The following is a 26,580-nucleotide window of genomic DNA, read 5'->3' as shown; positions in this document are numbered from 1 at the left end:
GCTGCGGCCGGTCGGCCTCGCGCCGGCGCAGGCGGGCGCGGCGCTCCTCGCGCACCTCGTCCACGGCCTCGTCGAGGCTGCGGACGTTCTCCAGCAGCATCAACGACCAGGCGGCGTACGTCTCGCGCGGCGCGCGCAGCCAGCGCACCACGCGGATCTGCGGCAGCGGACGCGGCACGAGGCCCTGCTCGCGCAGGGCCGCCTTGCGGGTCTGCTTGAGGGCGCGGTCGAAGAGGATCGCCGCGGAGAGGGACATCCCCGCGAAGAACTGGGGCGCTCCGCTGTGGTCGATGCCGCGCGGCGCGTGCACCCAGTTGAACCAGGCGGACGCGGCCGCGAACATCCACACGAGACTGCGGGACCCGAGCGCCGCGTCGCCGTGGCTGGCCTCGCGCACGGCGAGGACCGAGCAGAACATGGCCGCGCCGTCGAGCCCGAAGGGCACCAGGTACTCCCACCCGCCGCTCAGCCCCAGGTTCTGCAGACCGAAGCCGACCAGCCCGTGGAAGGAGAGCGCGGCCGCGACGGCCGCGCAGCAGAACAGCAGCACGTAGGAGGCCGACCCGTACACGGTCTCCTTGCGCCTGCGCCGCTCCTCGCTCCGCTCCCAGCTGTCCGCGCCCTGCGCGCGCCCGGCCCGGGCCCGCAGCACGACCAGCAGCACGGCCACCACCAGCAGCAACGCGGTGAGCGCCAGGACCCACCCGAGAGCACCGTCGCTCAACCTCATCGTCGTCTCCTCACCACCCCGGCAAACCACGCAGGGCGGGACCATCCTGACGGAGCAGGAGAGACGATCATGTGGATTTGGGACACATACACCAGAACGGGTGAATGCACCATCCCAAGGGGCGCGAGGGGGTGCACGAGAAACCACCGGGATCGGGACGGCCCCGCGCGTTCGGGGCCCTACCTGCGTGGGTGGCTTGTCACCTGCGTGGGCGGCTTGTCGCGCAGTTCCTCGCGCCCCTCGACAGTGCGACGTGCCTCAGTCGAGCGTCAGCCAGACGGGGGTGCCGCAGAAGGCGCGGGTGAGGCGGCGGGCCTCGGCGCGGAGTTGGGTGGCTTCGGCGGCAGGGGAGACGTCCGCGAGCGCGGCCAGGGCGGGGGCGAGGCCGACGGCGAAGCCGGTCTCCTCGCGCAGACGCAGGGACTCGGCGTAGCCGTGCCGCGCGCCGGCGACGTTGCCGTCCTCCTGGGCGATCGCGGCCAGCTGGCGCCAGGTGTAGGAGAGCAGGTGGGCGTCCTGCTGCTGCTCCGCTCCGGCGTGCGCACGCCGGTACGCGGCGCGCGCCGCGGCCGCGTCGCCGAGGAGGGCGTGGGCGATCAGGCCGCGGCGGAAGTCGAGCAGGGGGCGGACTGGGTCCTCGGGGGCGAGCAGCGCGGACGCGCGGCCCAGTGCGGCCTGCGCCTCGTCGAGGCGGTCGTGGACCTTCAACACCGTTGCGCAGTAAGCGAGGAAGCCGCGCGCGCACGCCGCCTGCGCGCGTTCGTGGTTGTCGCGGACGACGGCCTCGGCGGCGCGCAGCGCCGTCTCCGCCTCGTCCCAGCCGTGGCCGGTGAAGAACGCCGCCTCGATCAGCAGTTCCGCCCGCTCCACCGCGGCGCCGGGGCGGCCGTCCAGGAGCTCCGCCGCGGCCTGCCAGCAGCCGCGGGACCGCAGCAGCCAGATCGCTCCGGCGTCGGCCGTCCGTTGCTCGGGGATGCGGCCCGCCACGGAGGACTCCGGCGCCCGGGACCGCTGCTGCTCGGACAAGGACACGCCATCGCCCCTCACTGCGACCGCTGTCGGCCGCCGTTGGTCCGCCCTCGGTGACGGTCATTCAACACGCGGGCCGCGACCCGCGCCAGATCATGGACGCGAGGAGTTGCGGACCAACTCCCGTGCGGCGGTGTTGACTGCCTGCGGCATACCGGTCAGATCAAGCTCGAAGAGGGCCACCAGCAGCTGGTCCGCCCGGTTGCGGGCCTCGAGCGAATAACCCGCCAGGGTGAACATGGCCGGGACCAGCTCGTCACCGTGAAGGGTGTTGAGCCAGAGGCACTCCACGGCGCGCAGGTCGGCGGGTTCGGTCCAGGTGTCGACCTGGGCGACGATCGTCGGGCCGAGCAGGCAGACGCCCTCACGGTCCTGGGAGTCGGAGACCTCCAGCTCGCCGAAGCCGAGCCACTCCAGGTAGCGGGCGGCGGCCAGCACCGCGTCGTCCGAGGTGCGGACCGGGTGGGGCAGGAACGGCTTGCGGGCGAGGGCGCGCGGCGGCTGCACCGGCCGCCCGGAGGTGACCGGCGCGGGAGCGGGCGGACCCGGATGGGGGGTGACCGGACGCACCGGCTGTACGGGCTGGACCGGCGCCTGCCCGCCGACGGTGCGCGGGCGGCCGCTGGTGTCGACCGGCAGCCGCACCGTCGCCCCGCAGGCGCAGGTGAACTCGGGCTGCGGCCACTGGTCGGAGCGCCCGCAGGAGGGACAGCGCATGCTCAGCCAGGAGTCCTCCCAGGAGCGGAACCGCACCTGCACCGGGACGCCGCCCTGCAGCAGCGGGATCTTCAGAGCCGCCCCGCAGGGGCACGGGAACACCGGCGGCTCGTACGCGTGCTCCCGCCTGCAACTGGGGCAGCGGACGGGCTTGGGTGAACCTGGCATGAGGGACCGTCCGTTCCTTCCGAGACCGTGACTCGAGACGCGACAGAGCGGGACGTTGTTCATGAGACTACGCCGCGGACACGCTCGCGGTTCCATGCTTCCCGATCCGGCCGGTGAGCGGAATGCCCATCCGCGCCACAGTTGGGGAAGGGACAGCCCTCCGCGGGGGACCGGCCGAGGCCGGGCCCGGCTAGCCGCCGATGGCCGACATCGGCCGTGCGGGACGCTGGAAATCCGCGCTGTCGATGGCGTGACCTGGGCCCTTGCCCGCGATGCAGGCGCGCCAGGCGGCCTCGATCCGGTCGTCGTCGGCGCCGCCGCGCAGCAGCGCGCGCAGATCCGACTCCTCCGTCGCGAACAGGCAGTTGCGCAACTGCCCGTCGGCGGTGAGCCGGACGCGGTCACAGCCACCGCAGAAGGGACGGGTGACGCTGGCGATCACGCCGACGGTCGCGTCGCTGCCGTCGATCCGCCACTGCTCGGCGGGCGCGTTGCCCTCGCGGGGGACGGGGTGCAGGGTGAAGACCGCGCCGAGGGCGGCGAGGATCTCCTCGGCGGTGACCATCCGGGCGCGGTCCCAGGCGCCCTGGGCGTCCAGCGGCATCGACTCGATGAAGCGCAGCGCGTAACCGTGCTCGACGGCCCAGACCGCGAGATCGGTGATCTCGTCGTCGTTGACGCCGCGCACGGGCACGGCGTTGACCTTGACCGGCGCGAGCCCGGCCGCCTTGGCGGCGGCGAGCCCGGCGAGGACGTCCGGGAGCCGGTCGCGGCGGGTGATCGCCCCGAAGCGGTCGCGGCGCAGCGTGTCCAGGCTGACGTTGACGCGGCGCAGCCCCGCCGCGCGCAGCGCGTCGGCCTGGCGGGCGAGGCCGACGCCGTTGGTGGTCAGCGAGAGCTCCGGCGCCTCAGGGAGCCGCGCGAAGGCGGCGACCAGGTCGGCGAGGCCCCGGCGCAGCAACGGTTCGCCGCCGGTGAGCCGGAGCGACCGGATGCCGAGACGGGTGCTCGCGATCCGGACCAGGCGCAGCAGTTCCCCGTCGTCGAGCAGGTCCGGCTTGGGCAGCCAGTCCAGGCCCTCGGCCGGCATGCAGTACGTGCAGCGCAGGTTGCAGCGGTCGGTCAGCGAGACCCGCAGGTCCGTGTGGACCCGGCCGAAGCGGTCCAGGAGCGGGCGGGGATGCGGTGAACGTGGCTGCATCGGCCCAGTACAACGGCCCTGCGGCAGGGCCGTCCAGCGGGTGAAGCCCCGGTGAACGCTTGAGGCCCCCGCGCCAGGCTTGTGTGATTCTCCAAGTACAGCGTGACGGGGTGCGGGCCATGCTGGGACCGTGGACGACGTGACCGGCCTGCTGCTGGCCGCCGGAGGCGGGCGGCGCATGGGCAACCGCCCCAAGGCCCTGCTGCCGTACCGGGGGCGGCCGATGGTGGAGCACGCCCTCGCGGTGCTGCGCGCGGGCGGCTGCGCACGGGTGCGGGTCGTCCTGGGCGCGGAGGCCGCACGGGTGCTGGCCACCGCGGAGCTGGGCGACGCGGACGTCGTGCTCAATCCCGACTGGGAGACGGGGATGGGCTCCTCGCTCCGCGCGGGCCTGACGGGGCTCACCGCGGGCGCGGCTCTGATCGGCCTCGTCGACACGCCCGGCGTCACCGCCGCTGCGGTCGCCCGCGTCCTCGCCTCCGGCGCGGGGCTCGCCGCCGCGAGCTACGACGGCGAGCGCGGCCACCCGGTGCTGATCGCCGCGCGGTACTTCGAGGAGGCCCGGCGGGGCGCCGTCGGCGACGCGGGCGCGCGGACCCTGCTGCGCGCGCACGCGGGGGAGCTGCGCCTGGTGGAGTGCGCCGACGTGGCCTCGCCCGAGGACGTGGACACACCCGAGCAACTGGCCCGGTTGCAGGGCCTGGAGTGACGCTCGGCCGCTGAGCCGGAAGGCGACGGCGAGGCCACCGTCGCCGAGTGGCTACTCCGGGGCCGCGGCCGTCGCGGACGACGCCAGTGCCGTGCCGAGGCGCTCCGCGATGTCCTGCATCTGCGGGATGAGGGCGCGGGCGCCGGTGCGGGCCTCCAGGGCGCGCAGGCGGGCCTCGGGGCCGGAGATGGAGAGGGCGGTCGGAGTGGGCGCGCCGGGGACGACGACGGCGATGCAGCGGACGCCGATCTCCTGCTCCTGGTCGTCCACGGCGTAGCCGGCCTCCCGGGCGGTCTCGAACTGCGGCAGCAGCTCCCCGGGGGAGGTGACCGTGTGCACGGTGTGCGCGGGGAGCGGGCCGTTGCCGAGCGCCGCGAGGGCTTCCGCGGACGGGAGTTGGGCCAGCAGTACCTTGCCGACGGCGGTGCAGTGCGGCTGCACCCTGCGCCCGACCTCGGTGAACATCCGCATCGAGTGCCGCGAGGGCACCTGGCCGACGTAGACGACCTCGCCCGCCTCCAGCACCGCGAGGTTCGCCGTCTCGCCCGTCGCCTCCATCAGTTCGGCGAGGAACGGGCGCGCCCAGCTGCCGAGCAGGCGACCCGCCGTCTCGCCGAGCCGGATCAGGCGCGGGCCCAGGGTGTAGCGTCGAGCGGTGTCCTGACGGACGTAACCCTGCTGCACGAGCGTGCGGACAAGGCGGTGAATGGTCGGCATGGGAAGCCCGGAGACGGTGGCCAGATCGCTCAGCGTGCTGACGCCGCCCGCCTCGGCGAGCGCCTCCAGCAGCTGGAAGGCGCGCTCGACCGACTGCACTCCGCCGCCGGCGCGGTCGGCGCCCGCGGCCCCGGAGCGGGGATCGGACGACAGGGATGACGTCACCACAACAGCCTTCCTGGCAGGGTCCGGCAAGCCAACTCAACAAAGTGTTGAATTTCTGTATCGCGGAAACTAGCCTCCACCTTACAGAAGCGAGGCGTGCCGCACAGTGCGCTTCGATCATCCGCATCTTCTGATCTGACGAGGGTTCCATGGGTGCAGTGCAGGAAACCGGGAGCAAGCCGCTTCCCAGCGGGGTCGAGATCGTCGGGCCGGTGGTGGACCGCGGGGACGAGGTGCTGACTCCGGCCGCACTCGCCTTCGTCGCCGACCTGCACCGACGCTTCGGTGCCCGCCGCAACGAGCTGCTCGCACGCCGCAAGGACCGTCGCGCCGAGATCGCGCGCACCGGCAGGCTCGACTTCCTGCCCGAGACCGCCGAGATCCGCGCGGCCGAGTGGCAGGTCGCTCCCGCGCCGCGGGCGCTGAACGACCGCCGGGTCGAGATCACCGGCCCGACCGACCGCAAGATGACCATCAACGCGCTCAACTCCGGTGCCAAGGTGTGGCTCGCGGACTTCGAGGACGCCACCGCGCCGAGCTGGCGCAACCTGATCGAGGGCCAGCTCAACCTCACCGCCGCGCTCTCCCGCACGATCGACTTCACCTCGCCCGAGGGCAAGGAGTACAAGCTCAAGCCGGACGCCGAGCTCGCCACCATCGTGGTGCGCCCGCGCGGCTGGCACCTGGACGAGGCGCACCTGCTCGTCGACGGCGAGCCGGTGGCCGGCGCGTTCGTCGACTTCGGCCTGTACTTCTTCCGCAACGCGGCGACCCTCCTCGCCCGCGGCGAGCAGGACCCCAACTCCGGGCCGTACTTCTACCTCCCGAAGACCGAGAGCCACCTGGAGACCCGTCTCTGGAACGACGTCTTCGTGCACGCCCAGGAGGCCCTGGACATCCCGCGCGGCACGATCCGGGCGACCGTGCTGATCGAGACGATCACCGCCGCGTTCGAGATGGAGGAGATCCTCCACGAGCTGCGCGAGCACGCCGCCGGCCTGAACGCGGGCCGCTGGGACTACCTTTTCTCGATCGTCAAGAACTTCCGTGACGGAGGCGAGAAGTACGTCCTGCCGGACCGCAACAGCGTGACGATGACGGCCCCGTTCATGCGCGCGTACACCAGGCTGCTGGTCAACACCTGCCACCGCCGCGGCGCCCACGCGATCGGCGGCATGGCGGCGTTCATCCCCTCCCGGCGCGACCCGGAGGTCAACGCGGCCGCGCTGGAGAAGGTCCGCGCGGACAAGGACCGCGAGGCCGGGGACGGCTTCGACGGCTCCTGGGTCGCGCACCCGGACCTGGTCCCCGTCTGCCGCACCTCGTTCGACGCGGTTCTGGGGGACGCGCCGAACCAGAAGCAGGTCGTCCCGGCGAACGACGTGACGGGGGAGCAGCTCCTCGACGTCGCGTCCGCGGGCGGCAGCTGCACCCGTGCCGGCCTGCGGAACGCCGTCCAGGTGGGCCTGCGCTACATCGAGGCGTGGCTGCGCGGCTTCGGCGCCGTGGCGATCTTCAACATGATGGAGGACGTCGCCACCGCCGAGATCTCCCGCTCGCAGGTCTGGCAGTGGGTCAACAACGCGGTCGTGCTGGCTGACACCGGCGAGAAGGTCACCGCCTCGCTGGTGCGCGAGATCGTCGCCACCGAGCTGGCGGACATGGAGCAGTCCGAGGGCCGTTGGGACGAGGCGGCGCGCCTCTTCGAAGAGGTCGCCCTGGCCGACGAGTTCGTCGACTTCCTCACGCTTCCGGGGTACGCGCTGCTGTAGCGCGCGGCACCCGGAGACCGACAGCGGCGTCTCACGCAACCTGGGGAGGTCCTGCGTGAGGCGCCGCCATGCCCCGGCGGCCTGCCTTCTGAGTTTGCTCTGCATTCGGTGACGCCGTCTTGAACGCCCGACGTCACTTCAACTAGCGTCGCCCATCAGGCAACAACACTACGCGTGGTGGCACAACTGCCGTCCGGCCGACGGCACTCGCACAGCCCTCCCGTTCCTCGTCGAGAAGGGCCCCACCGTGCTTCGTTCCGCCCTCGTCGCCGGATGCGCCGCCGCGCTCGCCACCGGTGCGCTCATCGCCGCCGCCCCCGCCGGAGCCAGCGAGCTCGCCCCCCACCACATGAGCCCCCACTCCGCCGCGAAGAAGGCCCCCGCGGCCTCGGGCAACAACCTCGCCTACGGCGGCGGCAACATCGTGACCTCCCCCAAGGTCTACATCGTCTACTGGGGCAACCAGTGGGGAACCGGCTCCACCGTCACCAACGACCCGTCGGGCGAGGCCGCGCTGCAGCTGAGTTTCTTCTCCCACGCCTACGGCAGCGGCGACACGTTCTTCACCTCGCAGACCCAGTACTGCCAGGGCGTCGCCGCCGGTACCACCCAGTGCGGGACCTCCGGCGCCCACGTGGGCCACCCCGCGTCGAGCCCGGTCGGCGGCACGTGGCTGGACAGCTCGGCCACGGCCCCCACCAAGCCGAGCGACGCGCAGATCGCCGCCGAGGCGAAGAAGGCCGCCTCCCACTTCGGTGTCTCCGGCGACAACGTCCAGATCATCGTGGACGCGGCCCACGGCGTGGTGCCCTCGGGCTTCAAGACGCAGTACTGCGCCTGGCACGACCACACCACCGCGAGCAACGGCGCGGACCTGCCCTACACCAACATGCCGTACGTCAGCGACGCGGGCACGAGCTGCGGCGCGAGCTTCGTGGCCACGGGCTCCAGCGGCGTCAAGGCCGCGACGGAGGGCGTGACGATCGTCGGCGGTCACGAGTACGCGGAGACGCTCACGGACCCGGCGCCGAGCAGCGGCTGGGTGGACAGCACGGGCGCCGAGACGGGCGACAAGTGCGCCTGGATCTCCAGCGGCCAGGGCGCGTCCGCGATCATCAGCCTGAACGGCGCGAGCTTCGCGGTGCAGTCGCTGTGGAGCAACAACTACGGCGGCGGCGCGGGCAACTGCGTCGTCTCGTACACGAGCGCGAGCAACCAGCACTGAGGTAGTCGCACCGACAAGGGCGCGAGGAACTGCGCGAGCGACCACCCGGTGCGGATGGCCTGCTCGTTCGGCGTACCACCCGTGGGGTGGCTCGTCGCGCAGTTCCTCGCGTCCCTTGGGCGTTGGCAACTAGCTCTTGGGGTCCAGCACCAGCTTGCCGGTGGTCTTGCGGGAGCGGAGCGCCTCGTGGACGGTGCGGGCTTCGCTCAGCGGGTACGTGCCGCCGATCTGCGCGGTGAGCTCGCCTGCGGCGACCAGTTGGAGGAGGTCGCGCAGGGGCTCGGTGTGGAGGTCGGGGCGGCCCAGCGCGTGCATGAGCCAGAAGCCGACCACGGCGGTCGAGTGGCCCATCAGCTTCGCCGCGCCCAGCGGCGACGGCTCCTGGCGGGAGGCCATGCCGTAGGTGACCAGGCGCCCGAAGGGCGCGAGGGCCGCGAGAGACGCGTCGAAGACGGGGCCGCCGGTCATCTCCAGGACGATGTCGACCTTCTTGCCGCCGTTCGCCTCGACCAGCCGGTCCTTGAGGCCCTCGGGGTCCCCGTCCACCGCCTCGTCCGCGCCGAGCGACAGCGCGAGCTCGCGCTTCTCCTTGGTCGACGCCGTCGCGATGACGCGGCCCGCGCCGAAGCGGCGTGCGAGCTGGACGGCCAGCGAGCCCGTGCCGCCCGCCGCGGCGTGCACCACGACGGACTCGCCCGGCGCGATCCGCGCCGAGGTGCGGAGCAGGTTCCACGCCGTGAGGCCCTGGACGACCAGGGCCAGCGCCGCCGCGTCGGAGACCTCGTCGGGGACGTCGGTCGCCATCGGCGCCCACGCGCAGGCGCGCTCGGCGTAGCCGCCGGTCGCCGTCAGGGCGACCACGCGGCGGCCGTCCGCCGTGCGGCCGACGACCTCGCCGCCGGGGATCATCGGCAGTGAGGAGCGGGACAGGTAGGAGTCCTCGACGGCGTGGGTGTCGGCGTAGTTCACGCCGGCGCCGTCCACCTCGATGAGAAGCTGGCCCGCCTGCGGGACCGGATCGGGGACCTCCGCCAACGTCAGGACCTCGGGCCCGCCGAACTCGGTGATCTGGATCGCCCTCATGGGCACGGCTCCTAGCTACTCGCTGGTAGTACCTGTTGCGCACAACATACCCAACGGTATGCCCCGGCGGAACACCGAAGCCCCGGACCCTCGCCGTGGGTCCGGGGCTTCAGCCTCCTCGGCGCGCGCACGCGCCGGGGAGTCCGGGCGGCACACCGTCCCAGTGCGCGCCCGGAGTCGATCGGTCACATCAGCGCGTCAGCCGCGCGAGGCGAGCTCCTTGGCCGCGTCCGCGCACGCCTTGGCGATGCGGTCCTCGTTCACCGTGGTCAGGTGGCCGTCCTCGACCACCGGACGGCCGTTGACAAGGAGCAGCGACAGCGGCGGCAGCGCGCCCATCACCAGCGCGGCGACCGGGTCCGCGATGGAGGAGTGCATGATGCCGTCGACCTTCCACAGCGCCAGGTCGGCGAGCTTGCCGACCTCGACCGAGCCGATCTCGGCCTGACGGCCGAGCACCCGGGCGCCGCCCATGGTGCCCAGGCGCAGCGCCTGACGCGCGGTCAGCGCGTCTGGGCGGCCGTGGAGTCGGTTGATGAGCAGCGCGTTGCGCAGCTCGGTGCCGAGCTCGCCGGACTCGTTGGAGGCGGTGCCGTCCACGCCGAGGCCGACCGGCACGCCGGCCGCCATCATGTCCGGCACCCGGGCGATGCCGGCCGCGAGTCGGGCGTTGGAGGACGGGCAGTGGGCGACGCCGGTCCCGGTCTCCGCGAACTTGCGGATGTCGGAGTCGTTCATGTGGACGCAGTGCGCCATCCACACGTCCGAGCCCAGCCAGCCGACCGACTCGAAGTAGTCGGTCGGGCCCATGCCGAACAGCTCCTTGCAGAACTGCTCCTCCTCGGCCGTCTCCGAGCCGTGGGTGTGCAGCCGCACGCCCTTGCGGCGGGCCAGCTCGGCCGCCTCCCGCATCAGCTCCGTGGTGACCGAGAACGGCGAGCACGGCGCGATGGCGACGTGCAGCATCGAGCCGAAGGAGGCGTCATGCCAGCGGTCCACGGCCGCCTCGGAGGCGATGAGGATGTCCTCGGTCTTCTCCACCGCGTGGTCCGGCGGCAGGCCGCCGTCGCTCTTGCCGCGGGACATCGAGCCGCGCAGCGCGGTGAAGCGCATGCCGAGCTCGGAGACGGCCTCGATGGAGGCGCCGAGGATGTCGCCGCCGCCCTGCGGGAACACGTAGTGGTGGTCCGAGGCGGTGGTACAGCCGGACTTCAGCAGCGCCGCCGCCGAGCCCTGGGAGGCGGCGTGGACGAGGCCCGCGTCGATCCGCGACCAGGTCGGGTAGAGCGCGACCAGCCAGTCGAACAGAATGTTGTCCTGCGCCAGGCCGCGGGTGATCCACTGGTAGAAGTGGTGGTGGGTGTTGACCAGGCCCGGGGTCACCAGGTGGCCCTCGGCGTTGATCCGCCGCGCCACGTTCTCCAGCCACATCGGGGCCGGGCCCTCGCCGACGGACTCGATGACGTTGCCGGCGATGACGACGTGGCCGCGCGTGTACTCGGTATCCAGGGCGTCGACCGTCGCGATCGCCGCGTTCTCGATGACGATGCGCTCGACTGGGGATGCTTCGGATGCCATAGCTCGTGCTCCTCGACAGCGGACTTGTGAAGTACCGCCGTCTGGTGCGGCCCAGGGCGGGACGGCGGAGAGAATCCCTGGGGTCGAGCTGTTGCAAACGTGGGCGTTAGGCCACCGGAATGACCGGGGTCACGCCCTCGCGGTGCACGGTGCCCTCGATGAGACCGTACATCCGGTCTGCAGCGTAGTAGACCTCGTTGTCGTTCTCCAGGCCGAACGGCTCCAGGTCCACCAGGAAGTGGTGCTTGTTCGGGAGCTCCAGGCGGACCTCGTCCACCTCGGCGCGGTTGTTCAGCACCCGGGTGCCCATCGCGTACAGGGTCTGCTGCAGCGAGTACGAGTAGGTCTCGGCGAAGGCCTCCAGCATGTGGCGGCGCACCTGCTGGTAGGAGCGGTCCCAGTTGGGCTCGGCCTCGCCCTCGGCGCCGGTGAAGCCGAACTTCCAGCGGGCGGTGACCTGGGTGGCCAGGATGCGGTCGTACGCCTCCTTGAGGGTGGTGTACTCGTCCTTGATGTAGCCCCAGAACTCCGAGTTGGTGGAGTTCATCACCACCAGGTCCTTCAGGCCCGAGATGACCTGCACGCCAGAGCCGTCGTAGACGATCTCGGAGGTGCGGACCTCGGTGCCGCGGCGGACGAAGGAGTGGCCTGTCTCCTCGGAGCCGATGAAACGCGCCTTGTTGTCCGGGATCTCGATCCGGTCCCAGACGTACTCCTCGACCCGGATCCGCGCGCGGTGGATCGGCGGGGTGTCGTCGACGAAGTGGCGGGCCAGCAGGATGCCGAAGTTCTCCGGCGACTGGATCCCGAACTTCTTGGCGTAAGCGAAGACGGTGTTCTTGGTGGTGTCCGTCGGCAGGCAGTGCGCGTTGGAGCCGGTCAGGTGGACGTCGTCGAGGTCGCCGGAGAGGGCGACGGAGACGTTGAGATCCCGGATCTCGTGGCGGTTGCCGTTGCGGGTGATCCGTACGACGCGGTTCTCCGCCTTGCCGTACTGGTTCTGGCCGAGCTGGTGGGCCATGGTCTAGCTCCCTCGGTAGACGGAGTACCCGAACGGGTTCAGCAGCAGGGGTACGTGGTAGTGGGCCTGGGCCGGGTCGACGTCGAAGACGATCGCGACCTCGGGGAAGAAGGCACCGTTGGTGGTGAAGCGAAGGCGCAGCACGGTGCCGGCGCTCAGGTCCGGATCCGGCAGGTCCTTGCAGCGCCCGTCGGCGTCGGTGGCGGAGGCCCCGAGGGCCTTCCACTCGCCGGCCACCTGCTGCGCCAGCTCGACCGGGACGCCCGCGGCGGGCTTGCCGAGGCTGGTGTCCAGCACGTGGGTGGAGATGGAGGTCATGTGAGTCCTCACGCGGTTTCGTGTCGCGGCGTGCGTACGGTGCCGTCGGCTCGTCAGCTCTCGTCGAGCAGGCGGTCGATACGGATGTCGTTGATCTTGCGGAGCTCGCCGCGGACGATCTCCCGCTCGGTGGCGGCGTCGTTCGGGTGGCGCTCGCGCAGTGCCGCCAGCATGGTCGCGGCGGTGCGCCCGGTGGCGCAGATCAGGAAGACGTGGCCGAACTTCTCCTCGTAGGAGGCGTTCGCGGCGGCCAGGTCGGCCAGCAGCGCCTCGTCGGCGCCCTGGACGCCGGACTGTTCGCGCTGGGAGGTGGCGTCGCCCGGCTTGGGGGTGCCGATCCGGGCGTGGCCGGCCATCGCGTCGTCCAGGTCCGCGGCGGAGAGGGCCTCCATGGCGCTCGCGTTGGCGGCGTGGAAGGCGTCCCGGTCGCGGTAGGGGCGGGCCAGACGCACGAGCGTGGCCCAGGTGTGGCTGGAGCAGATCTCTTTGAGGAGGGCGTCCAGCGCCTCGCCGTCGATCGCGTTGACGCGGTCGAGGACGATGTCCGTCGGGGTGGCGGGTTGGGTCACTCGTGACCTCCGAAAGTGGTTGCCACGAGAAAAGTAGATCCGCCGACCCCGATCGTCAACACTTTGTTGAAAGCTGTCGTCAGCTTTGCTTTTCGGCCGCCTGCTGGCGGTTGAGGTAGTTGTAGACCGTGAACCGGCTGACGCCGAGCGCGGCGGCCACGTTCTCGACGCCGTGGCGGATGGTGAACGCGCCGCGCTCCTCCAGCAGGGCGACCACGCGCTGCTTGTCCGCGCGGTCCAGCGTCGTCAGCTCGGCGCCGCCGAACTGCCGGCGGACCTCGTTCAGCAGTCGGTCGAGCGCGCTCTCCAGGCCGGGCAGGCGCACGGCAACGGCGGGGGCGCCCTCCCATTCGAGCGTGACGTCGTTCGGCAGGGCCTCGTCCAGGCCGACCGCGCTGGCGCCGACGGCGTCGAGCAGCGGCTTGATGGCTATGGCCAGCGGGTGCTGCTCGTCGCTCATCCCGCTCCCTCCCCTTCGTCCTCGGCGCCCTCCAGGACGCTGACCTGGAGTGAGATCCGAGTGGCGCCGTGCGCCAGGGTCTCGCGGACCAGTCGGTCGATCGCCGAGAGCGTCGGCTCGGCCTCGCCCTCGGCGGTGGTGCCGAAGGGCCCCACCTCGACACTGAGCCCGGCCTCGTCGACCACGCGGCGCGCGCTGCGCGCATGCTCCGGGAAGCCGTCCAGTTCGAACGGCTCGGTTGTGAACTCCACCTTCAATCGCACGTCCGAAGCGTATCCGGGGAACGGCCAGGATCCGAGAGGTGCTTGACAAACTGTTGAAGCGACGTGTCATAGTTTCATCACGCAGAAAACATCTTCCGCAATGTGGAACAAGGTGATGGCATGACCGCCGCGCAGAGCTGGCTCAACCAGCGCTGGACCGTGAACCTCTCGATCCTCTTCACCGAGCTTCCGCTGGTGGAGCGCCCGGCGGCAGCGAAGGCCGCGGGCTTCGACGCCGCGGAGCTGTGGTGGACCCTCGACGGCCCCACCCCGCCGCAGGCCGAGCTCGACGCGCTGCGAGCGGCGTTCGTCGACTCCGGCGTGCAGCTGACGGGCCTCAACTTCGACGCCGGCAACATGGCCGGCGGCGACAAGGGCCTGCTGTCGCGCCCCGCCGACTCCCAGCGGTTCCGCGACAACATCGCGGTGGCGGTCGGCCTGGCCGAGTCGCTCGGGTGCAAGGCGCTCAACGCGCTGTACGGCAACCGGGTCGAGGACGTGCCGGTGGCGGAGCAGGACGCGCTCGCGCTGGAGAACCTCGCGCTGGCCGCGCAGGCCGCGCACGGCATCGGCGCGGTTCTGCTGGTCGAGGCGCTGAACGCGCCGGAGGCGCCGCAGTACGGCCTGCTCAGTTCGAAGCACGCGGTGGCGGTGGTGGACGCGGTGAACGCGACCACCGGCCTGAAGAACACGAAGTTCCTCTGCGACCTGTACCACCTGGCACGGAACGGCGAGGATCTGTCCGCCGTGATCACCGAGCACGCGGACCGGATCGGCCACGTGCAGGTCGCCGACGTCCCCGGCCGCAACTACCCCGGCTCGGGTGAGCTCGACTTCCCGGCGCTGCTGGGTCAGCTCGACGCCGTCGGCTACGAAGGCTACATCGGGCTCGAGTACAAGCCGGTTGCCGGTGTCGCCTCGGCTGACTCCTTCGAGTGGCTTCCCAACGCCCTGCGTTCCAGCGAGCGCTGACCTCCCTGACACTCTCCCAAGGAGTTTCCATGAGCACGACCCCCCGCCGTATCGCCTTCATCGGGCTCGGCATCATGGGCAGCCCGATGGCCGCCAACCTCGTCAAGGCCGGTCACACCGTCACCGGTTCGAACCTGACCCGTGAGCCGATCGAGAAGCTGATCGCGGAAGGCGGCAAGGGCGCCGGCTCGATCGCCGAGGCAGTCAAGGACGCCGAGATCGTCATCACCATGGTCCCCGCCGACCCGCAGGTCGAGCAGGTCTACTTCGGTGAGGGCGGCGTCCTCGACAACGCCCCCGAGGGCGCCCTGCTGATCGACATGAGCTCGGTGACGCCGCAGATCTCGCAGCGCGTGGCCGCCGCCGCCAAGGAGAAGGGCCTGCGTTCTCTCGACGCGCCCGTCTCCGGTGGTGAGGCCGGCGCCATCGAGGGGGTGCTGTCGATCATGGTCGGCGGCGAGCGGGCCGACTTCGAGGAGGCCGAGCCGGTCCTCAAGGCGCTGGGCACCACCGTGGCCCTCGTCGGCCCGTCCGGCTCCGGGCAGACCGTCAAGGTCGCCAACCAGCTGATGGTCGCCGTCAACATCCAGGCGTGCGCCGAGGCCGTGGTCTTCCTGGAGAAGTCCGGCGTGGACCTGGAGGTCGCGCTCGACGTGCTCAACGGCGGTCTGGCCGGTTCCACGGTGCTGACCCGCAAGAAGAACAACTTCCTCAGGCGCGACTTCGCGCCGGGCTTCCGGATCGACCTGCACCACAAGGACATGGGCAACCTGCTGGCCGCCGCGCGCGCCGTCGAGGTGCCGCTGCCGACCGCGGCCCTGGTCGCCGACTTCATCACCGCTCTGCGCAACGCCGGTGACGGCGGGCTGGACCACTCCGCCCTTCTGCGCAACCTGGAGCGCCTGTCCGGAAAGGCCAACTGACCCATGGCACGCATGACCGCGGCCGAAGCGGCCGTCGAGATCCTCAAGCGCGAGGGCGTCACCAACCTGTTCGGCCTGCCCGGCGCCGCGATCAACCCCTTCTACTCCGCGATCCGCAAGCGCGGCGGCCTGCACCACACGCTCGCCCGCCACGTCGAGGGCGCGTCCCACATGGCCGAGGGTTACACCCGCGCCAAGGCCGGCAACATCGGCGTCTGCATCGGCACCTCGGGACCGGCCGGGACGGACATGATCACCGGACTCTACTCGGCCCAGGCCGACTCGATCCCGATCCTGTGCATCACCGGCCAGGCGCCGGTGGCCAAGCTGCACAAGGAGGACTTCCAGGCGGTCGACATCGCCTCCATCGCGAAGCCGCTGACGAAGATGGCCGTCACCGTGCTGGAGCCGGCCCAGGTGCCCGGCGCCTTCCAGCAGGCCTTCCACCTGATGCGCTCCGGCCGTCCGGGCCCGGTCCTGATCGACCTGCCGATCGACGTGCAGATGGCGGAGATCGAGTTCGACATCGACACCTACGAGCCGCTGCCGGTCTACAAGCCGGCCGCGACCCGGGCCCAGGTGGAGAAGGCGCTCGACCTGCTCCAGGCGAGCGAGCGCCCGCTGATCGTCTCCGGCGGCGGTGTCATCAACGCCGACGCGGCCGACCTGCTGGTCGAGTTCGCCGAGCTGACCGGCGTCCCGGTCGTCCCCACCCTGATGGGCTGGGGCACGATCGCGGACGACCACCCCCTCACCGCCGGCATGGTCGGACTGCAGACCTCGCACCGCTACGGCAACGCGACGCTGCTGGAGTCGGACTTCGTCCTCGGCATCGGCAACCGCTGGGCCAACCGCCACACCGGCAACGTCGACGTCTACAAGGCCGGTCGCACGATCGTCCACGTCGACATCGAGCCGACACAGATCGGGCGCGTCTTCGCCCCCGACTACGGCATCGTCTCGGACGCCAGGGCGGCGCTCACGCTGTTCGTCCAGGTCGCCCGCGAGCGCAAGGCCGCGCAGACCCTGAAGGACTACTCGGCCTGGGCCGCGTCCTGCCAGGAGCGCAAGGCGACGCTGCTGCGCAAGACCCACTTCGACGCCGTGCCGGTCAAGCCGCAGCGCGTGTACGAGGAGATGAACAAGGCGTTCGGGCGCGACGTCCGCTACGTCACCACCATCGGCCTCTCGCAGATCCAGGCCGCGCAGCTGCTGCACGTCTACAAGGACCGGCACTGGATCAACGCCGGCCAGGCGGGCCCGCTGGGCTGGACCGTCCCGGCCGCACTCGGTGTCGCCACCGCGGTGCCGGACGAGACCGTCGTCGCGCTCTCGGGCGACTACGACTTCCAGTTCATGATCGAGGAGCTCGCGGTCGGGGCGCAGTTCAACATCGGCTACGTCCACGTGGTCGTGAACAACGCCTACCTCGGGCTGATCCGCCAGGCGCAGCGCGCCTTCGACATGGACTTCTGCGTCCAGCTCTCGTTCGACAACGTCAACGCCCCCGAGCTGGGCGGCTACGGCGTGGACCACGTCAAGGTCGCCGAGGGCCTGGGCTGCAAGGCGATCCGGGTCTTCGAGCCCGGCGAGATCGCCGGCGCCCTGGAGCAGGCGAAGAAGCTGGCGGCCGAGTTCAAGGTGCCGGTCGTCGTCGAGGTGATCCTGGAGCGCGTCACCAACGTCTCCATGGCCGCCGCGGACATCGACAAGGTCAACGAGTTCGAGGAGCTCGCGACCGAGCCCGGCGACGCCCCCACCGCCCTCCTGGGCGCGTAGGTCAGACCCGCGCAAGCGGGTGCATAGTCTCCTCCCGGCGGCGTGATCCCATCCGGTCGTGCCCGCGCCGCCGGGAGGCATTCAATGGAGAACGAAGGCGAGGCTCGATTGTTCATGTCCCAGCACCGAGGTCATGTGGTGATCGCGCCCGACAAGTTCAAGGGCAGCCTCACCGCCGCCGAGGCCGCGGACCGTATCGCGGCCGGAGTGCGGCGGGCCCTGCCCGGCGTCGAGGTGCGGGCCCTGCCCGTCGCCGACGGCGGCGAGGGGACGGTCGCGGCGGCGGTCGCCGCGGGGTTCCGCGCGGTGCCCGTGAAGGTCGCCGGCCCGACCGGTGAGCCGGTCGCCGCGGTGCTGGCCGTGCAGGGCGAGACGGCGGTCATCGAGGCGGCGCAGGCCAGCGGCCTGCAGTTGCTGCCGGGCGGCGTCAAGGCGCCGTTGACCGCCACCAGCCTCGGCACCGGCGAGCTGGTCCGCAAGGCCCTGGAGCTGGGCTGCCGCAAGCTGGTGCTCGGCCTCGGGGGAGTGGCCTGCACCGACGGCGGCGCGGGCATGGCCCAGGCGCTGGGCCTGCGGCTGCTGGACGCGGACGGCGCGGAACTGCCGTCCGGCGGAGCCGCGCTGGCGCGGCTGGCGTCGATCGACCCCGGTCCGCTGGCGGACACCCTCAGCGGTGTCGAGGTCGTCGTCGCGAGCGACGTCGACAACCCGCTGCTGGGCGAGCGCGGCGCGCCCGCCGTCTACGGCCCGCAGAAGGGCGCGACGCCCGAGGACGTGGCCGTGCTCGACGCGGCCCTGGCCCACTGGGCCGACAAGGTCGCCGCCCTGACGGGCGGCGATCTGCGCGAGGCGCCGGGCGCGGGTGCGGCCGGCGGTCTGGGCTTCGGTGCGATGGCGCTGCTCGGCGCCACGCTGCGGCCCGGGATCGCGCTGCTGCTGGAACTTCTGGGTTTCGACCAGGCGGTGCGGGGAGCCCGTCTGGTCGTGACCGGCGAAGGCTGTCTTGACGTGCAGACCCTGCACGGCAAGGCGCCCGCCGGAGTCGCCGACGCGGCGGCCGGGCATGGCGTCCCGGTCGCGGCGGTGTCGGGCCTGCTGGAGCTGAGCGAGGCGCAGTGGCACGCCGCGGGGTTCGTCGCCGCGCTCTCGCTCGTCGAGCTGGCCGGTCCGGACGGCGACAGCATCACCCGCGCCGGGGAACTGGCCGAGTTGGCTGGGGAGCGGCTCGCGCGCACGTTCCTCGGCGCGGAGTGAAGCTTTCTTCGTACGTTCAACCGATTTTGCCGCTGGGCATCGCTTCAACAAGTAGTTGAAAGAAACCGTTGACGTTTTGTTGAAGCGAAGCCTAATCTCACGGCAACCCGATCAGGAGGCCCGAGTTGACCAAGGTGTTCCGTGCCCGACGCGCCGTCCTCCCGGACGGTGAGCGAGCCGCCGACGTGGTCGTGAGCGAGGGGCGGATCGTCGAGGTCCTGGCCTACGGCGAGGGCGACGGCGAGGTCGTCGACCTCGGCGGGCTCGCCCTCCTGCCCGGCCTGGTCGACAGCCACGTCCACGTGAACGAGCCCGGCCGCACCGAGTGGGAGGGCTTCGCCACCGCCACCCGCGCCGCAGCGGCCGGGGGCGTCACCACCATCGTCGACATGCCGCTCAACTCCATCCCGCCGACCACGACGCTCGCGGGTCTGGAGGCCAAGCGCAAGGTCGCCGAGGGCCGGCTCTTCGTCGACACCGGCCTGTGGGGCGGCGCGATCCCGGGCAACACCGGCGACCTCGCCGCGCTCCACGAGGCGGGCGTCTTCGGCTTCAAGAGCTTCCTCGCCCCCTCCGGGGTCGACGAGTTCCCGCACCTGAACCGCGAGCAGCTCGAAGAGGCGCTCGCCGAGCAGGCGCGGATCGGGGCCCTGGCAATCATCCACGCCGAGGACCCCCGGATCCTGGACGAGGCCCCGCACACGCCGGGCCCCGCCTACGCCGACTTCCTCGCCTCCCGGCCCGACGACGCCGAGGCCGTCGCGGTCGCCGGACTGCTGGAGATCGCGCGCCGCACCGGTGCGCGGGTCCACATCCTGCACGTCTCCTCCGCCGCCGTGCTGCCGCTGCTGCGCGAGGCCCGCGCCGCCGGTGTGCGGGTGACGGCCGAGACCTGTCCCCACTACCTGACGCTGGCCGCCGAGCAGGTCCCGGCGGGCGACACCGCCTTCAAGTGCTGCCCCCCGATCCGCAGTGAGGCCAACCGCGACCTGCTCTGGGAGGCCCTCGCCGCAGGCGAGTTCGCGGGCGTGGTCTCCGACCACTCGCCCTCGACGCCGGAGCTCAAGCACCTGCCCAGCCTCGGCGGTGACGGCGACTTCGCCGCCGCCTGGGGCGGCATCGCCTCGCTGCAGCTCGGCCTGCCGGCCGTCTGGACCGAGGCCCGCCGCCGCGGCCACAGCCTTTGCGACGTCGTCCGCTGGATGTCCGCCGGACCGGCCGCGCTCGTGGGCCTTTCGACCAAGGGCGCCATCGCCCCCGGCATGGACGCCGACCTGGTGGCCTTCGACCCGGACGCCGCGTTCACCGTGGACCCCGCCGGGCTGCACCACCGTCACCCCGTGACCCCTTACGCAGGCCGATCGCTGTCCGGCGTCGTCCGCACCACCTGGCTCCGCGGTGAGCCGGTGGACACCAGCGGCGCTCCGACCGGCCGACTGCTGACCCGAGGAGAGAAGTGACCGACAGCCAGAAGTCCGCCGCCTTCACCGAGTTGGTCAACCTCGCCGCCCGGTCGCTGGGTGCGGGCGTGATCGCCGCCAACGACGAGCTTTTCGCCGAGAAGGAGAACCTCCTCGTCGCCAGGCCGGCCGAGTTCCGGCCGCACACCTTCGGCCACAAGGGCCAGATCATGGACGGCTGGGAGACCCGCCGCCGTCGCGGGGCGAGCGCCGAGGAGCCGCACCCGAACGACGACGACCACGACTGGGCGCTGATTCGCCTCGGTGTCCCGGGCGTGATCCGGGGTGTCGTCGTCGACACCGCGCACTTCACCGGCAACTACCCCGAGACCGGCTCGGTCGAGGCCGCGTCCGTGCCCGGCAACCCCTCGCCGGAGGAGGTCGAGGCCGCGGAGTGGACCGAGATCGTGCCGCGCACCGCGCTCAAGGGCGACACCGCGCACGAGTTCGCGGTCGACACCGAGCAGCGGTTCACCCACGTACGGCTCAACATCTGGCCGGACGGCGGCGTCGCCCGCCTGCGCGTGCACGGCGAGGTCGTCGCCGATCCGCGCGACCTGGACGGGCTCACCTTCGATCTGGCCGCCCAGGAGTTCGGCGGCGTCGCCACCGGGGCGTCCGACCGGTACTTCTCCTCCCCGCACAACCTCAATTCCCTGGGCCGGGCGGCCGTGATGGGTGAGGGCTGGGAGACGCGACGCCGCCGCAACAAGGACAACGACTGGGTCGAACTCGACCTGGTCGGCGAGGGCGAGGTGCTGGCCGTCGAGATCGACACCACCCACTTCGTCGCCAACTGCCCCGGCTGGGCGTCCGTTTCGGGCCGCTCCGCCGCCACCGGCGAGTGGATCGCGCTGCTGCCGCGCACCCGGCTCCAGCCCGACACCCGCCATCGCGTCCGGGTCGCCCCGAGCGAGCCGGTCACCGCGGCCCGCCTCGACGTCTACCCCGACGGCGGCATCGCCCGGCTGCGGCTCACCGGCCGCCTGACCGAGGCAGGCCGCGCGGCGCACGCGCTCCGCTGGCTGAACCTGCTGCCGGCCGTGGAGGCCGAACAGGCTCTCGCCGAAGCCGGTCTGACGGCCGGTGAGGCCCGCACGCTGGCTGCCGCCCGCCCGCTCGCCGATGCGGCGGCCGTCCACGCCGCCGAGGCCGCGCTCGAGCCGGCCGACACCCCGGACGGCGCGGAGAGCTCGCGCCGCCGGGCCGCGATCTGGCGGCTGCTGGGAGTCTGACGCCCGCCGACGGCCTGCGCCTCCCGGCAGCCGCCCTCCAAACCACCACCAGGTCGCGCCCACGCGGCGGAGCCGCAGATCAGCAGAGTCCCGCGCCCCTGAGGTGCTTACAACTTCCCTTCACCTTCACCTGCTCCGAGGTACCTCCATGTCGAAAATCCTGACCACCGAGTCCGGCGCGCCCGTCGCCGACAACCAGAACTCCGCCCAGGCCGGCATCGGCGGCCCGGTGCTGATCCAGGACCAGCAGCTGATCGAGAAGCTCGCCCGGTTCAACCGCGAGCGGATCCCGGAGCGCGTCGTGCACGCTCGCGGTTCCGGCGCGCACGGCTACTTCGAGGTGACCGACGACGTCACCGCGTTCACCCGGGCGGCGTTCCTGAACACCGTCGGCAAGCGGACCGAGCTGTTCCTGCGTTTCTCGACCGTGGCCGGCAACCTCGGCGCGCCGGACGCGGTGCGCGACCCGCGCGGGTTCGCGGTGAAGTTCTACACCGAGGAGGGGAACTACGACCTCGTCGGCAACAACACGCCGGTGTTCTTCATCAAGGACCCGATCAAGTTCCCGGACTTCATCCACTCGCAGAAGCGCGACCCGTTCACGGGCACGGGCGAGGCCGACAACGTGTGGGACTACTGGTCCTACTCGCCCGAGTCGCTGCACCAGATCACCTGGCTCTTCGGCGACCGCGGCATCCCGGCCTCCTACCGTCACATGAACGGCTACGGCTCCCACACCTACCAGTGGACCGCCGAGGACGGCTCCGCCTACTGGGTGAAGTACCACTTCAAGACCAACCAGGGCATCCGCTGCCTCGACGCGGGCCAGGCCGCCGAGCTCGCCGGTGCGGACCCGGACAGTCACCAGCGCGACCTGCACCAGGCCATCGAGCGCGGGATCTTCCCGAGCTGGACCGTCTACGTGCAGTTGATGCCGGTCGCCGAGGCTCCGGACTACAGGTTCAACCCGTTCGATGTGACCAAGGTCTGGCCGCACGCCGACTACCCGCTGCAGCGCGTCGGCCGCCTGGTGCTCAACCGCAATCCGGAGAACGTCTTCGCCGAGGTCGAGCAGGCCGCCTTCTCGCCGAACAACTTCGTGCCCGGCATCGGCCCGTCCCCGGACAAGATGCTCCAGGGCCGCCTGTTCGCCTACGCCGACGCGCACCGCTACCGCCTGGGCGTCAACCACACCCAGCTGGCGATCAACGCACCCAAGGCGACCGAGGCGAACAACTACGGCCGCGACGGCTACGGCGCGGTCAACGCCGGCGGCCGGGCCAAGAACTACGAGCCGAACTCCTACGACGGCCCGCGCCAGACCGACGCGCCGCTGGCCGCGCCGACCGCCGTCGCCGGCTGGACCGGCACGCACAGCGCCGCCCAGCACGCCAAGGACGACGACTTCTTCCAGGCCGGCGAGCTGTACCGGCTGATGTCGGACGCCGAGAAGGAGCGCCTGGTCGCCAACCTGGCCGGCTCGCTGGGCTCGGTCACCCGGGACGACGTGGTCGAGCGCGTCCTGCCGTTCTTCCACGCCGCGGACGCCGACTACGGCAAGCGCCTCGAGGCCGCCGTCAAGGCGCTGCGCGCCGAGGCGGAGTGAGACGGGACGCCCCCACCCGGTCCGCGTCACCCTCAGCGCGCGCCGCCACCGGTTCCGGTGGCGGCGCGCGTGCGTTGGTAGAAGAGTGTGCCGCGAAGGGGGGTCACGCTTCGGAGGAGAGGCATGTCCACGACCACCAAGCCCTACGCACCGGGCACCCCGTGTTGGGTCGACCTGATGGCCAAGGACCAGCAGGCCGCGCTGGACTTCTACAAGGACGTCTTCGGCTGGGCGGGCGTGCCGGGCCCGGCCGAGTTCGGTGGCTACGCCGTCATGGAGCTGGGCGGTCGCGCCGTCTGCGGCATCGGCCCGGCGATGGCCCCCGAGGGGCAGCCCGAGCCGCCCCACGTCTGGACCACCTACCTGGCCAGCGACGACGCCGACGCGACGGCCAAGAAGGTCAAGGACGCGCACGGCACCGTCCTGTTCGAGCCGATGGACGTCGGCAGCCTCGGCCGGATGTTCGTCGCCGCGGACCCGACCGGCGCGGTCTTCGGCGTCTGGGGCCACAAGGAGTTCTTCGGGGCGGTGGCCGTCAACGAGCCGGGTGCGCTGACCTGGAACGAGTGCAACACCCGCGACGTGCCGGCCGCCGCCGCGTTCTACGAGGCCGCCCTGGGCCTGAAGGCCGAGCCGGCCGAGCAGATGCCGGGCTACTTCGGTCTGGAGGTCGAGGGCCGGACGGTCGGCGGCCTGCAGGACATGGCGGACAACTTCCCGGCCCAGGTGCCGCCGCACTGGATGGCGTGGTTCGCCGTCGACGACACCGATGCGACAGTCGATGCGGCCGTCAAGCGCGGGGCTACTGTCGTCGTCCCGCCGATGGATATTCCGCCCGGGCGGATGGCGGGTATCCAGGACCCGTGGGGAGCGGTGTTCTGCGTGCTCAAGCTGGCGGAGCAGCCCTCCTGACACCCTCGCCGCGGCCTGCCCGCAGGCGGCTCGAACACTGCGTAACCCATGCTCACCAGGCTCGCTGACGGCTAGTCTGGTGAGCATGGCTGCGCGGAACCACAACCCCCGGAGCTCCGTGGAACGTGCCCTGCGGCTGCTCGAGGCCGTCGACCGACGCGGCTTCGGCGCCAGGGCGGACGAGTTGGCCGAGGAGGTCCAGCTCCCGGCCGACCACGCCCGGCGGCTGCTGCGTTCGCTCGTGCGCGAGGGCTATCTGGAGCGGCTGGAGGACGGCGCGTATGTCCTGGGCGGCGCGCTGGCGATGCTGGGCCAGGCCAACCGGGAGCAGTTGGTGCACTCCCGACTGGTCGCCAAGATGGCGTCGCTCCGCGACGAGCTGGGCGCGGCCGTCTACTTCAGCCGCTACTCCGACGGCGAGGTGACGGTGCAGGCGGTGGTGGACGGCCCGCTGACGCCGAGCGTCCACGAGTGGGTCGACTTCCGCGCCACCGGCCACGCGAGCGCGATCGGCAAGTGCCTGCTGGCCCAGCTCGACCACGATGCCCGCCGCGACCATCTCGCCCGCCATCCGGCGGCCCGCTTCACCTCCCGCACCGACGTCGACACCGGCGCGCTGCTCCAGCGCCTGGACCGGCACCCGACCACCGTCCCGATGCTGGACCTGCAGGAGTACGCGATCGGGACGGTCTGCGCGGCCGTCCCCGTCACGGCCGGCGCGACGGTCGGCTGCCTCGCCTTCTCCCTCCCGGTCGAGGAGGCCTACCGCCTGAAGGAGACGGCGGAGACGATGGCGGCGAAGGCCGCGCCGGTGCTGCTCGCCCTCACGGTCTGACGCTCCCGGCCGTCGCCGAGGCACGCCTCGCGCGGCGGCCGGGAACGGCCGCGTCAGTCGCAGTCGGAGACGTGGTCCTCGGTCACGTACCCGTGGTCGGCGCGGATCAGGTGGTCGTAGCAGGCGCCGGTGTCGGTGGTCCCCGTGTAGTGCTCGGAGTCCTGGCCGTCGGCGGCCGTGGTGACGCCGTTCGTGCGGGCGAGGACGCCGGAGGCGTCGACGACGTCACGGCTGAAGCCGAGCGTGCGCCAGTGGTCGCCCTGGCTGACGCTGTCGATCAGGACGCGGCCCTGGTGCACGGTGGCGGACAGGGAGTAGTTGTCGCCGTCGGTGTAGAGCGGGACGTCGGAGTCGACGGTGATCGGGTAGTCCCAGCTGTGCTTCGTCGCCCTCGCGTGCCCGTGCGCCGGGGTCGTGGTGACCACGGTCGTGCCGTCCTCGCGCTGCGACATCACCTGCTTCTGCCCGCCGCTGGAGACGGCGTCCGTGTTCAGGTAGCCCGCGTGCTGCGTCACCGTGGTGTGGACGCGTCCGGCCGAGGTGTCCAGCCAGCCCGAGGTGGTCCACGCGCGCTGCGCGCTGACACGGACGTTCACCAGGTCGCCGGGGCCGGGGGTCTCGGTGGTGGTGACCGCCGGGCTGAGCGAGAGGGTGTCCTCGGTGAGCGCGCCGCTGGTCCGCGCCGCGTGGTGGTCGGTGTCGAGGAACAGCGTGCTGTCCACCGTCCAGCCGTCGGCGGCGCCGTGAGGGGTGATCGTGAAGGTGTGCGGCAAGCCGTCCACCAGCAGCCCGGCGAAGGGCGTCAGGTCCAGGTCGTAGGCCTGCGTGACGAACTGGTCCACGGCCGGGATCGGCCGCCACAGCGTCGGCACGATGCCGCCCGAGTAGACGACGGGGTACGGCTGCGCGATCCCGGCGGGCCGTCCGTCGACCGAGACCTGCACCTCGCGGTAGGGGCCGCCGCCGCAGAGGTAGTCGGGGTACTTGTTCGCCAGGTCCGTCGGCACCGAGTCGAACCACTGCTCGTCGCAGCCGCCGCCGCGGGCGTAGACCTCCATCCGCACGTCGGTGAGGTTGCGTGGGAGGGTGACCGTCTTCGAGGACGACTGACCGGGGTTGAGGTACGTCCAGCCCGCGTCGGTGGTCGACGCCGAGAGCGGCACCACCTGGTCGGCGGTGCGAGCGGCCGGGTAGCGGTGGTCGGCCTGGTAGTACGTCAGCGTCAGCTTCATGTGGTAGACGCCGGTGTAGGTGGAGTTGACCACGTTGCCGAGCGAGACCGCGATCGGCTGCTCGGTGCGCAGCAGCGGGATGAACGCGCTGACGTCCTTCTCCAGCGACCAGCTGATGCCCTGTTGGGTGGGTTCGGGCGTGCTGGTGCGCAGCACCTCCGCGCCGCCGATCCACACCCCCGCGAGCCGGTCGTACTGCCGGCCCTGCACGCTGCCGGACCAGTTCAGCACGACCTTGCTCCACGGGCCCGGACAGTTCGCCGGCGGCGTCACCGTGCCGTTCCACGCGGGGGAGGAGATGGTGTTGCCGAAGTCGTACTGCATCTCCGTGACGGTGCAGTGGTGCGTGTCCGGCTGGCTCACCGGAGGCAGTGCGGTGACCGGGTTCTGATAGTTCGTCTCGATCTGCCCCTGGTCGGCCTGGGCCGTCCCCGTCCCGAGCAGGGCGGCACAGAGCAGGGCCGCCGTTCCGAGCACGCCTGCGGCGCGCACGCGCATGCGCATGGGTTCCCCTCCCGTCGATCATGACTGGGTGGTACGGGGAGGAACCCTGGCACCCCTACGCGGGGAGACACAAGAGGGCGTCAGCCCATCTCCTCCAGGGTCTTGCCCTTGGTCTCGGGGACGAGGCGGAGGACGAAGGGGAC

24 protein-coding genes and 1 pseudogene are annotated in these 26,580 nt (G+C 71.7%); 12 read left to right on the top strand and 13 right to left on the bottom strand.

The window, feature by feature from the left end:
- From TR48_RS29835 to moaA, 4 genes are all read right to left on the bottom strand, one after another.
- On the bottom strand, positions 1–730 hold a 730-nt coding region (locus TR48_RS29835), incomplete at its 3' end, for a DUF2637 domain-containing protein (protein ID WP_042373151.1).
- A gap of 258 nt (positions 731–988) precedes the next feature.
- The gene (locus TR48_RS29830) at positions 989–1,762 is read right to left on the bottom strand and encodes a hypothetical protein (protein ID WP_439654507.1); all 774 of its coding nucleotides are present in this window, start codon (positions 1,760–1,762) and stop codon (positions 989–991) included.
- A gap of 90 nt (positions 1,763–1,852) precedes the next feature.
- Positions 1,853–2,644: a hypothetical protein gene (locus TR48_RS29825; protein ID WP_042373149.1), complete on the bottom strand. Its 792-nt coding sequence runs from the start codon at positions 2,642–2,644 to the stop codon at positions 1,853–1,855.
- Between the two features lie 190 nt (positions 2,645–2,834).
- On the bottom strand, positions 2,835–3,845 hold the full coding sequence (gene moaA, locus TR48_RS29820) for a GTP 3',8-cyclase MoaA (protein ID WP_042373147.1): 1,011 nt from the start codon (positions 3,843–3,845) through the stop codon (positions 2,835–2,837).
- A 139-nt stretch (positions 3,846–3,984) separates the two neighbouring features.
- Between moaA and TR48_RS29815 the strand changes: the two genes are divergently transcribed.
- A complete protein-coding gene (locus TR48_RS29815; protein WP_042373174.1) occupies positions 3,985–4,554 on the top strand; it encodes a nucleotidyltransferase family protein in 570 nt (189 codons plus the stop codon).
- 51 nt (positions 4,555–4,605) lie between these two features.
- Here TR48_RS29815 and TR48_RS29810 read toward each other — a convergent pair whose 3' ends face one another.
- Positions 4,606–5,436, bottom strand: a complete 831-nt coding sequence (locus tag TR48_RS29810; RefSeq protein ID WP_304941232.1) for an IclR family transcriptional regulator — start codon at positions 5,434–5,436, stop codon at positions 4,606–4,608.
- A gap of 149 nt (positions 5,437–5,585) precedes the next feature.
- On the opposite strand from TR48_RS29810, the gene aceB reads away from it, so the two are divergent.
- Positions 5,586–7,208, top strand: coding sequence for a malate synthase A (gene aceB / locus TR48_RS29805; protein WP_042373143.1), 1,623 nt, complete (start codon positions 5,586–5,588; stop codon positions 7,206–7,208).
- Between the two features lie 247 nt (positions 7,209–7,455).
- Positions 7,456–8,433 (top strand): hypothetical protein, encoded by a 978-nt coding sequence (locus tag TR48_RS29800; protein ID WP_052443159.1) that lies wholly within the window; start codon positions 7,456–7,458, stop codon positions 8,431–8,433.
- Between the two features lie 129 nt (positions 8,434–8,562).
- On the opposite strand, the gene TR48_RS29795 is transcribed toward TR48_RS29800, so the two are convergent.
- The 7 genes from TR48_RS29795 to TR48_RS29765 form a co-directional block, all read right to left on the bottom strand.
- The gene (locus tag TR48_RS29795; protein ID WP_042373141.1) at positions 8,563–9,516 is read right to left on the bottom strand and encodes a quinone oxidoreductase family protein; all 954 of its coding nucleotides are present in this window, start codon (positions 9,514–9,516) and stop codon (positions 8,563–8,565) included.
- Between the two features lie 198 nt (positions 9,517–9,714).
- Positions 9,715–11,094, bottom strand: coding sequence for an 8-oxoguanine deaminase (locus TR48_RS29790; RefSeq protein WP_042373139.1), 1,380 nt, complete (start codon positions 11,092–11,094; stop codon positions 9,715–9,717).
- Between the two features lie 106 nt (positions 11,095–11,200).
- Positions 11,201–12,115, bottom strand: a complete 915-nt coding sequence (pucL, locus tag TR48_RS29785; protein ID WP_042373137.1) for a factor-independent urate hydroxylase — start codon at positions 12,113–12,115, stop codon at positions 11,201–11,203.
- A gap of 3 nt (positions 12,116–12,118) precedes the next feature.
- Positions 12,119–12,433: a hydroxyisourate hydrolase gene (uraH, locus tag TR48_RS29780; RefSeq protein WP_236652395.1), complete on the bottom strand. Its 315-nt coding sequence runs from the start codon at positions 12,431–12,433 to the stop codon at positions 12,119–12,121.
- Between the two features lie 53 nt (positions 12,434–12,486).
- Positions 12,487–13,002, bottom strand: a complete 516-nt coding sequence (gene uraD / locus TR48_RS29775; protein WP_042373134.1) for a 2-oxo-4-hydroxy-4-carboxy-5-ureidoimidazoline decarboxylase — start codon at positions 13,000–13,002, stop codon at positions 12,487–12,489.
- A 79-nt stretch (positions 13,003–13,081) separates the two neighbouring features.
- Positions 13,082–13,462: a helix-turn-helix domain-containing protein gene (locus tag TR48_RS29770; RefSeq protein WP_042373131.1), complete on the bottom strand. Its 381-nt coding sequence runs from the start codon at positions 13,460–13,462 to the stop codon at positions 13,082–13,084.
- Positions 13,459–13,725, bottom strand: coding sequence for a thiamine-binding protein (locus tag TR48_RS29765; RefSeq protein ID WP_042373129.1), 267 nt, complete (start codon positions 13,723–13,725; stop codon positions 13,459–13,461). Before TR48_RS29765 ends, TR48_RS29770 begins: the two co-directional genes overlap by 4 nt.
- A 120-nt stretch (positions 13,726–13,845) precedes the next feature.
- Here TR48_RS29765 and TR48_RS29760 point away from each other — a divergent pair, with 120 nt between their 5' ends.
- From TR48_RS29760 to TR48_RS29720, 9 genes and pseudogenes are all read left to right on the top strand, one after another.
- A complete protein-coding gene (locus TR48_RS29760; RefSeq protein WP_042373127.1) occupies positions 13,846–14,697 on the top strand; it encodes a TIM barrel protein in 852 nt (283 codons plus the stop codon).
- A gap of 29 nt (positions 14,698–14,726) precedes the next feature.
- A complete protein-coding gene (locus TR48_RS29755) occupies positions 14,727–15,620 on the top strand; it encodes a 2-hydroxy-3-oxopropionate reductase (RefSeq protein ID WP_042373125.1) in 894 nt (297 codons plus the stop codon).
- A gap of 3 nt (positions 15,621–15,623) precedes the next feature.
- Positions 15,624–17,399: a glyoxylate carboligase gene (gene gcl / locus TR48_RS29750; protein ID WP_042373123.1), complete on the top strand. Its 1,776-nt coding sequence runs from the start codon at positions 15,624–15,626 to the stop codon at positions 17,397–17,399.
- A 114-nt stretch (positions 17,400–17,513) separates the two neighbouring features.
- Entirely contained in the window at positions 17,514–18,653 is a 1,140-nt protein-coding gene (locus TR48_RS29745) for a glycerate kinase (RefSeq protein WP_174501751.1), read from the top strand.
- A 125-nt stretch (positions 18,654–18,778) separates the two neighbouring features.
- Positions 18,779–20,113, top strand: a complete 1,335-nt coding sequence (gene allB / locus TR48_RS29740; protein ID WP_236652394.1) for an allantoinase AllB — start codon at positions 18,779–18,781, stop codon at positions 20,111–20,113.
- Positions 20,110–21,135, top strand: a pseudogene (alc, locus tag TR48_RS29735) (allantoicase); the annotation flags it as partial. The gene allB and the pseudogene alc, both read left to right, overlap by 4 nt.
- A 361-nt stretch (positions 21,136–21,496) precedes the next feature.
- Positions 21,497–22,954: a catalase gene (locus TR48_RS29730; protein WP_042373118.1), complete on the top strand. Its 1,458-nt coding sequence runs from the start codon at positions 21,497–21,499 to the stop codon at positions 22,952–22,954.
- A gap of 123 nt (positions 22,955–23,077) precedes the next feature.
- Entirely contained in the window at positions 23,078–23,866 is a 789-nt protein-coding gene (locus TR48_RS29725; RefSeq protein WP_042373115.1) for a VOC family protein, read from the top strand.
- A gap of 85 nt (positions 23,867–23,951) precedes the next feature.
- On the top strand, positions 23,952–24,701 hold the full coding sequence (locus tag TR48_RS29720; protein ID WP_042373113.1) for an IclR family transcriptional regulator: 750 nt from the start codon (positions 23,952–23,954) through the stop codon (positions 24,699–24,701).
- 53 nt (positions 24,702–24,754) lie between these two features.
- Here the strand turns inward: TR48_RS29720 and TR48_RS29715 are convergent, their stop codons facing one another.
- On the bottom strand, positions 24,755–26,437 hold the full coding sequence (locus tag TR48_RS29715; protein WP_052443158.1) for a peptide-N4-asparagine amidase: 1,683 nt from the start codon (positions 26,435–26,437) through the stop codon (positions 24,755–24,757).
- Positions 26,438–26,580 lie beyond the last annotated feature (143 nt).

The sequence above is a fragment of the Streptacidiphilus neutrinimicus genome (genome assembly GCF_000787815.1).
Lineage (GTDB): Bacteria > Actinomycetota > Actinomycetes > Streptomycetales > Streptomycetaceae > Streptacidiphilus > Streptacidiphilus neutrinimicus.
This window is presented reverse-complemented; position numbering and strand designations above follow the sequence as displayed.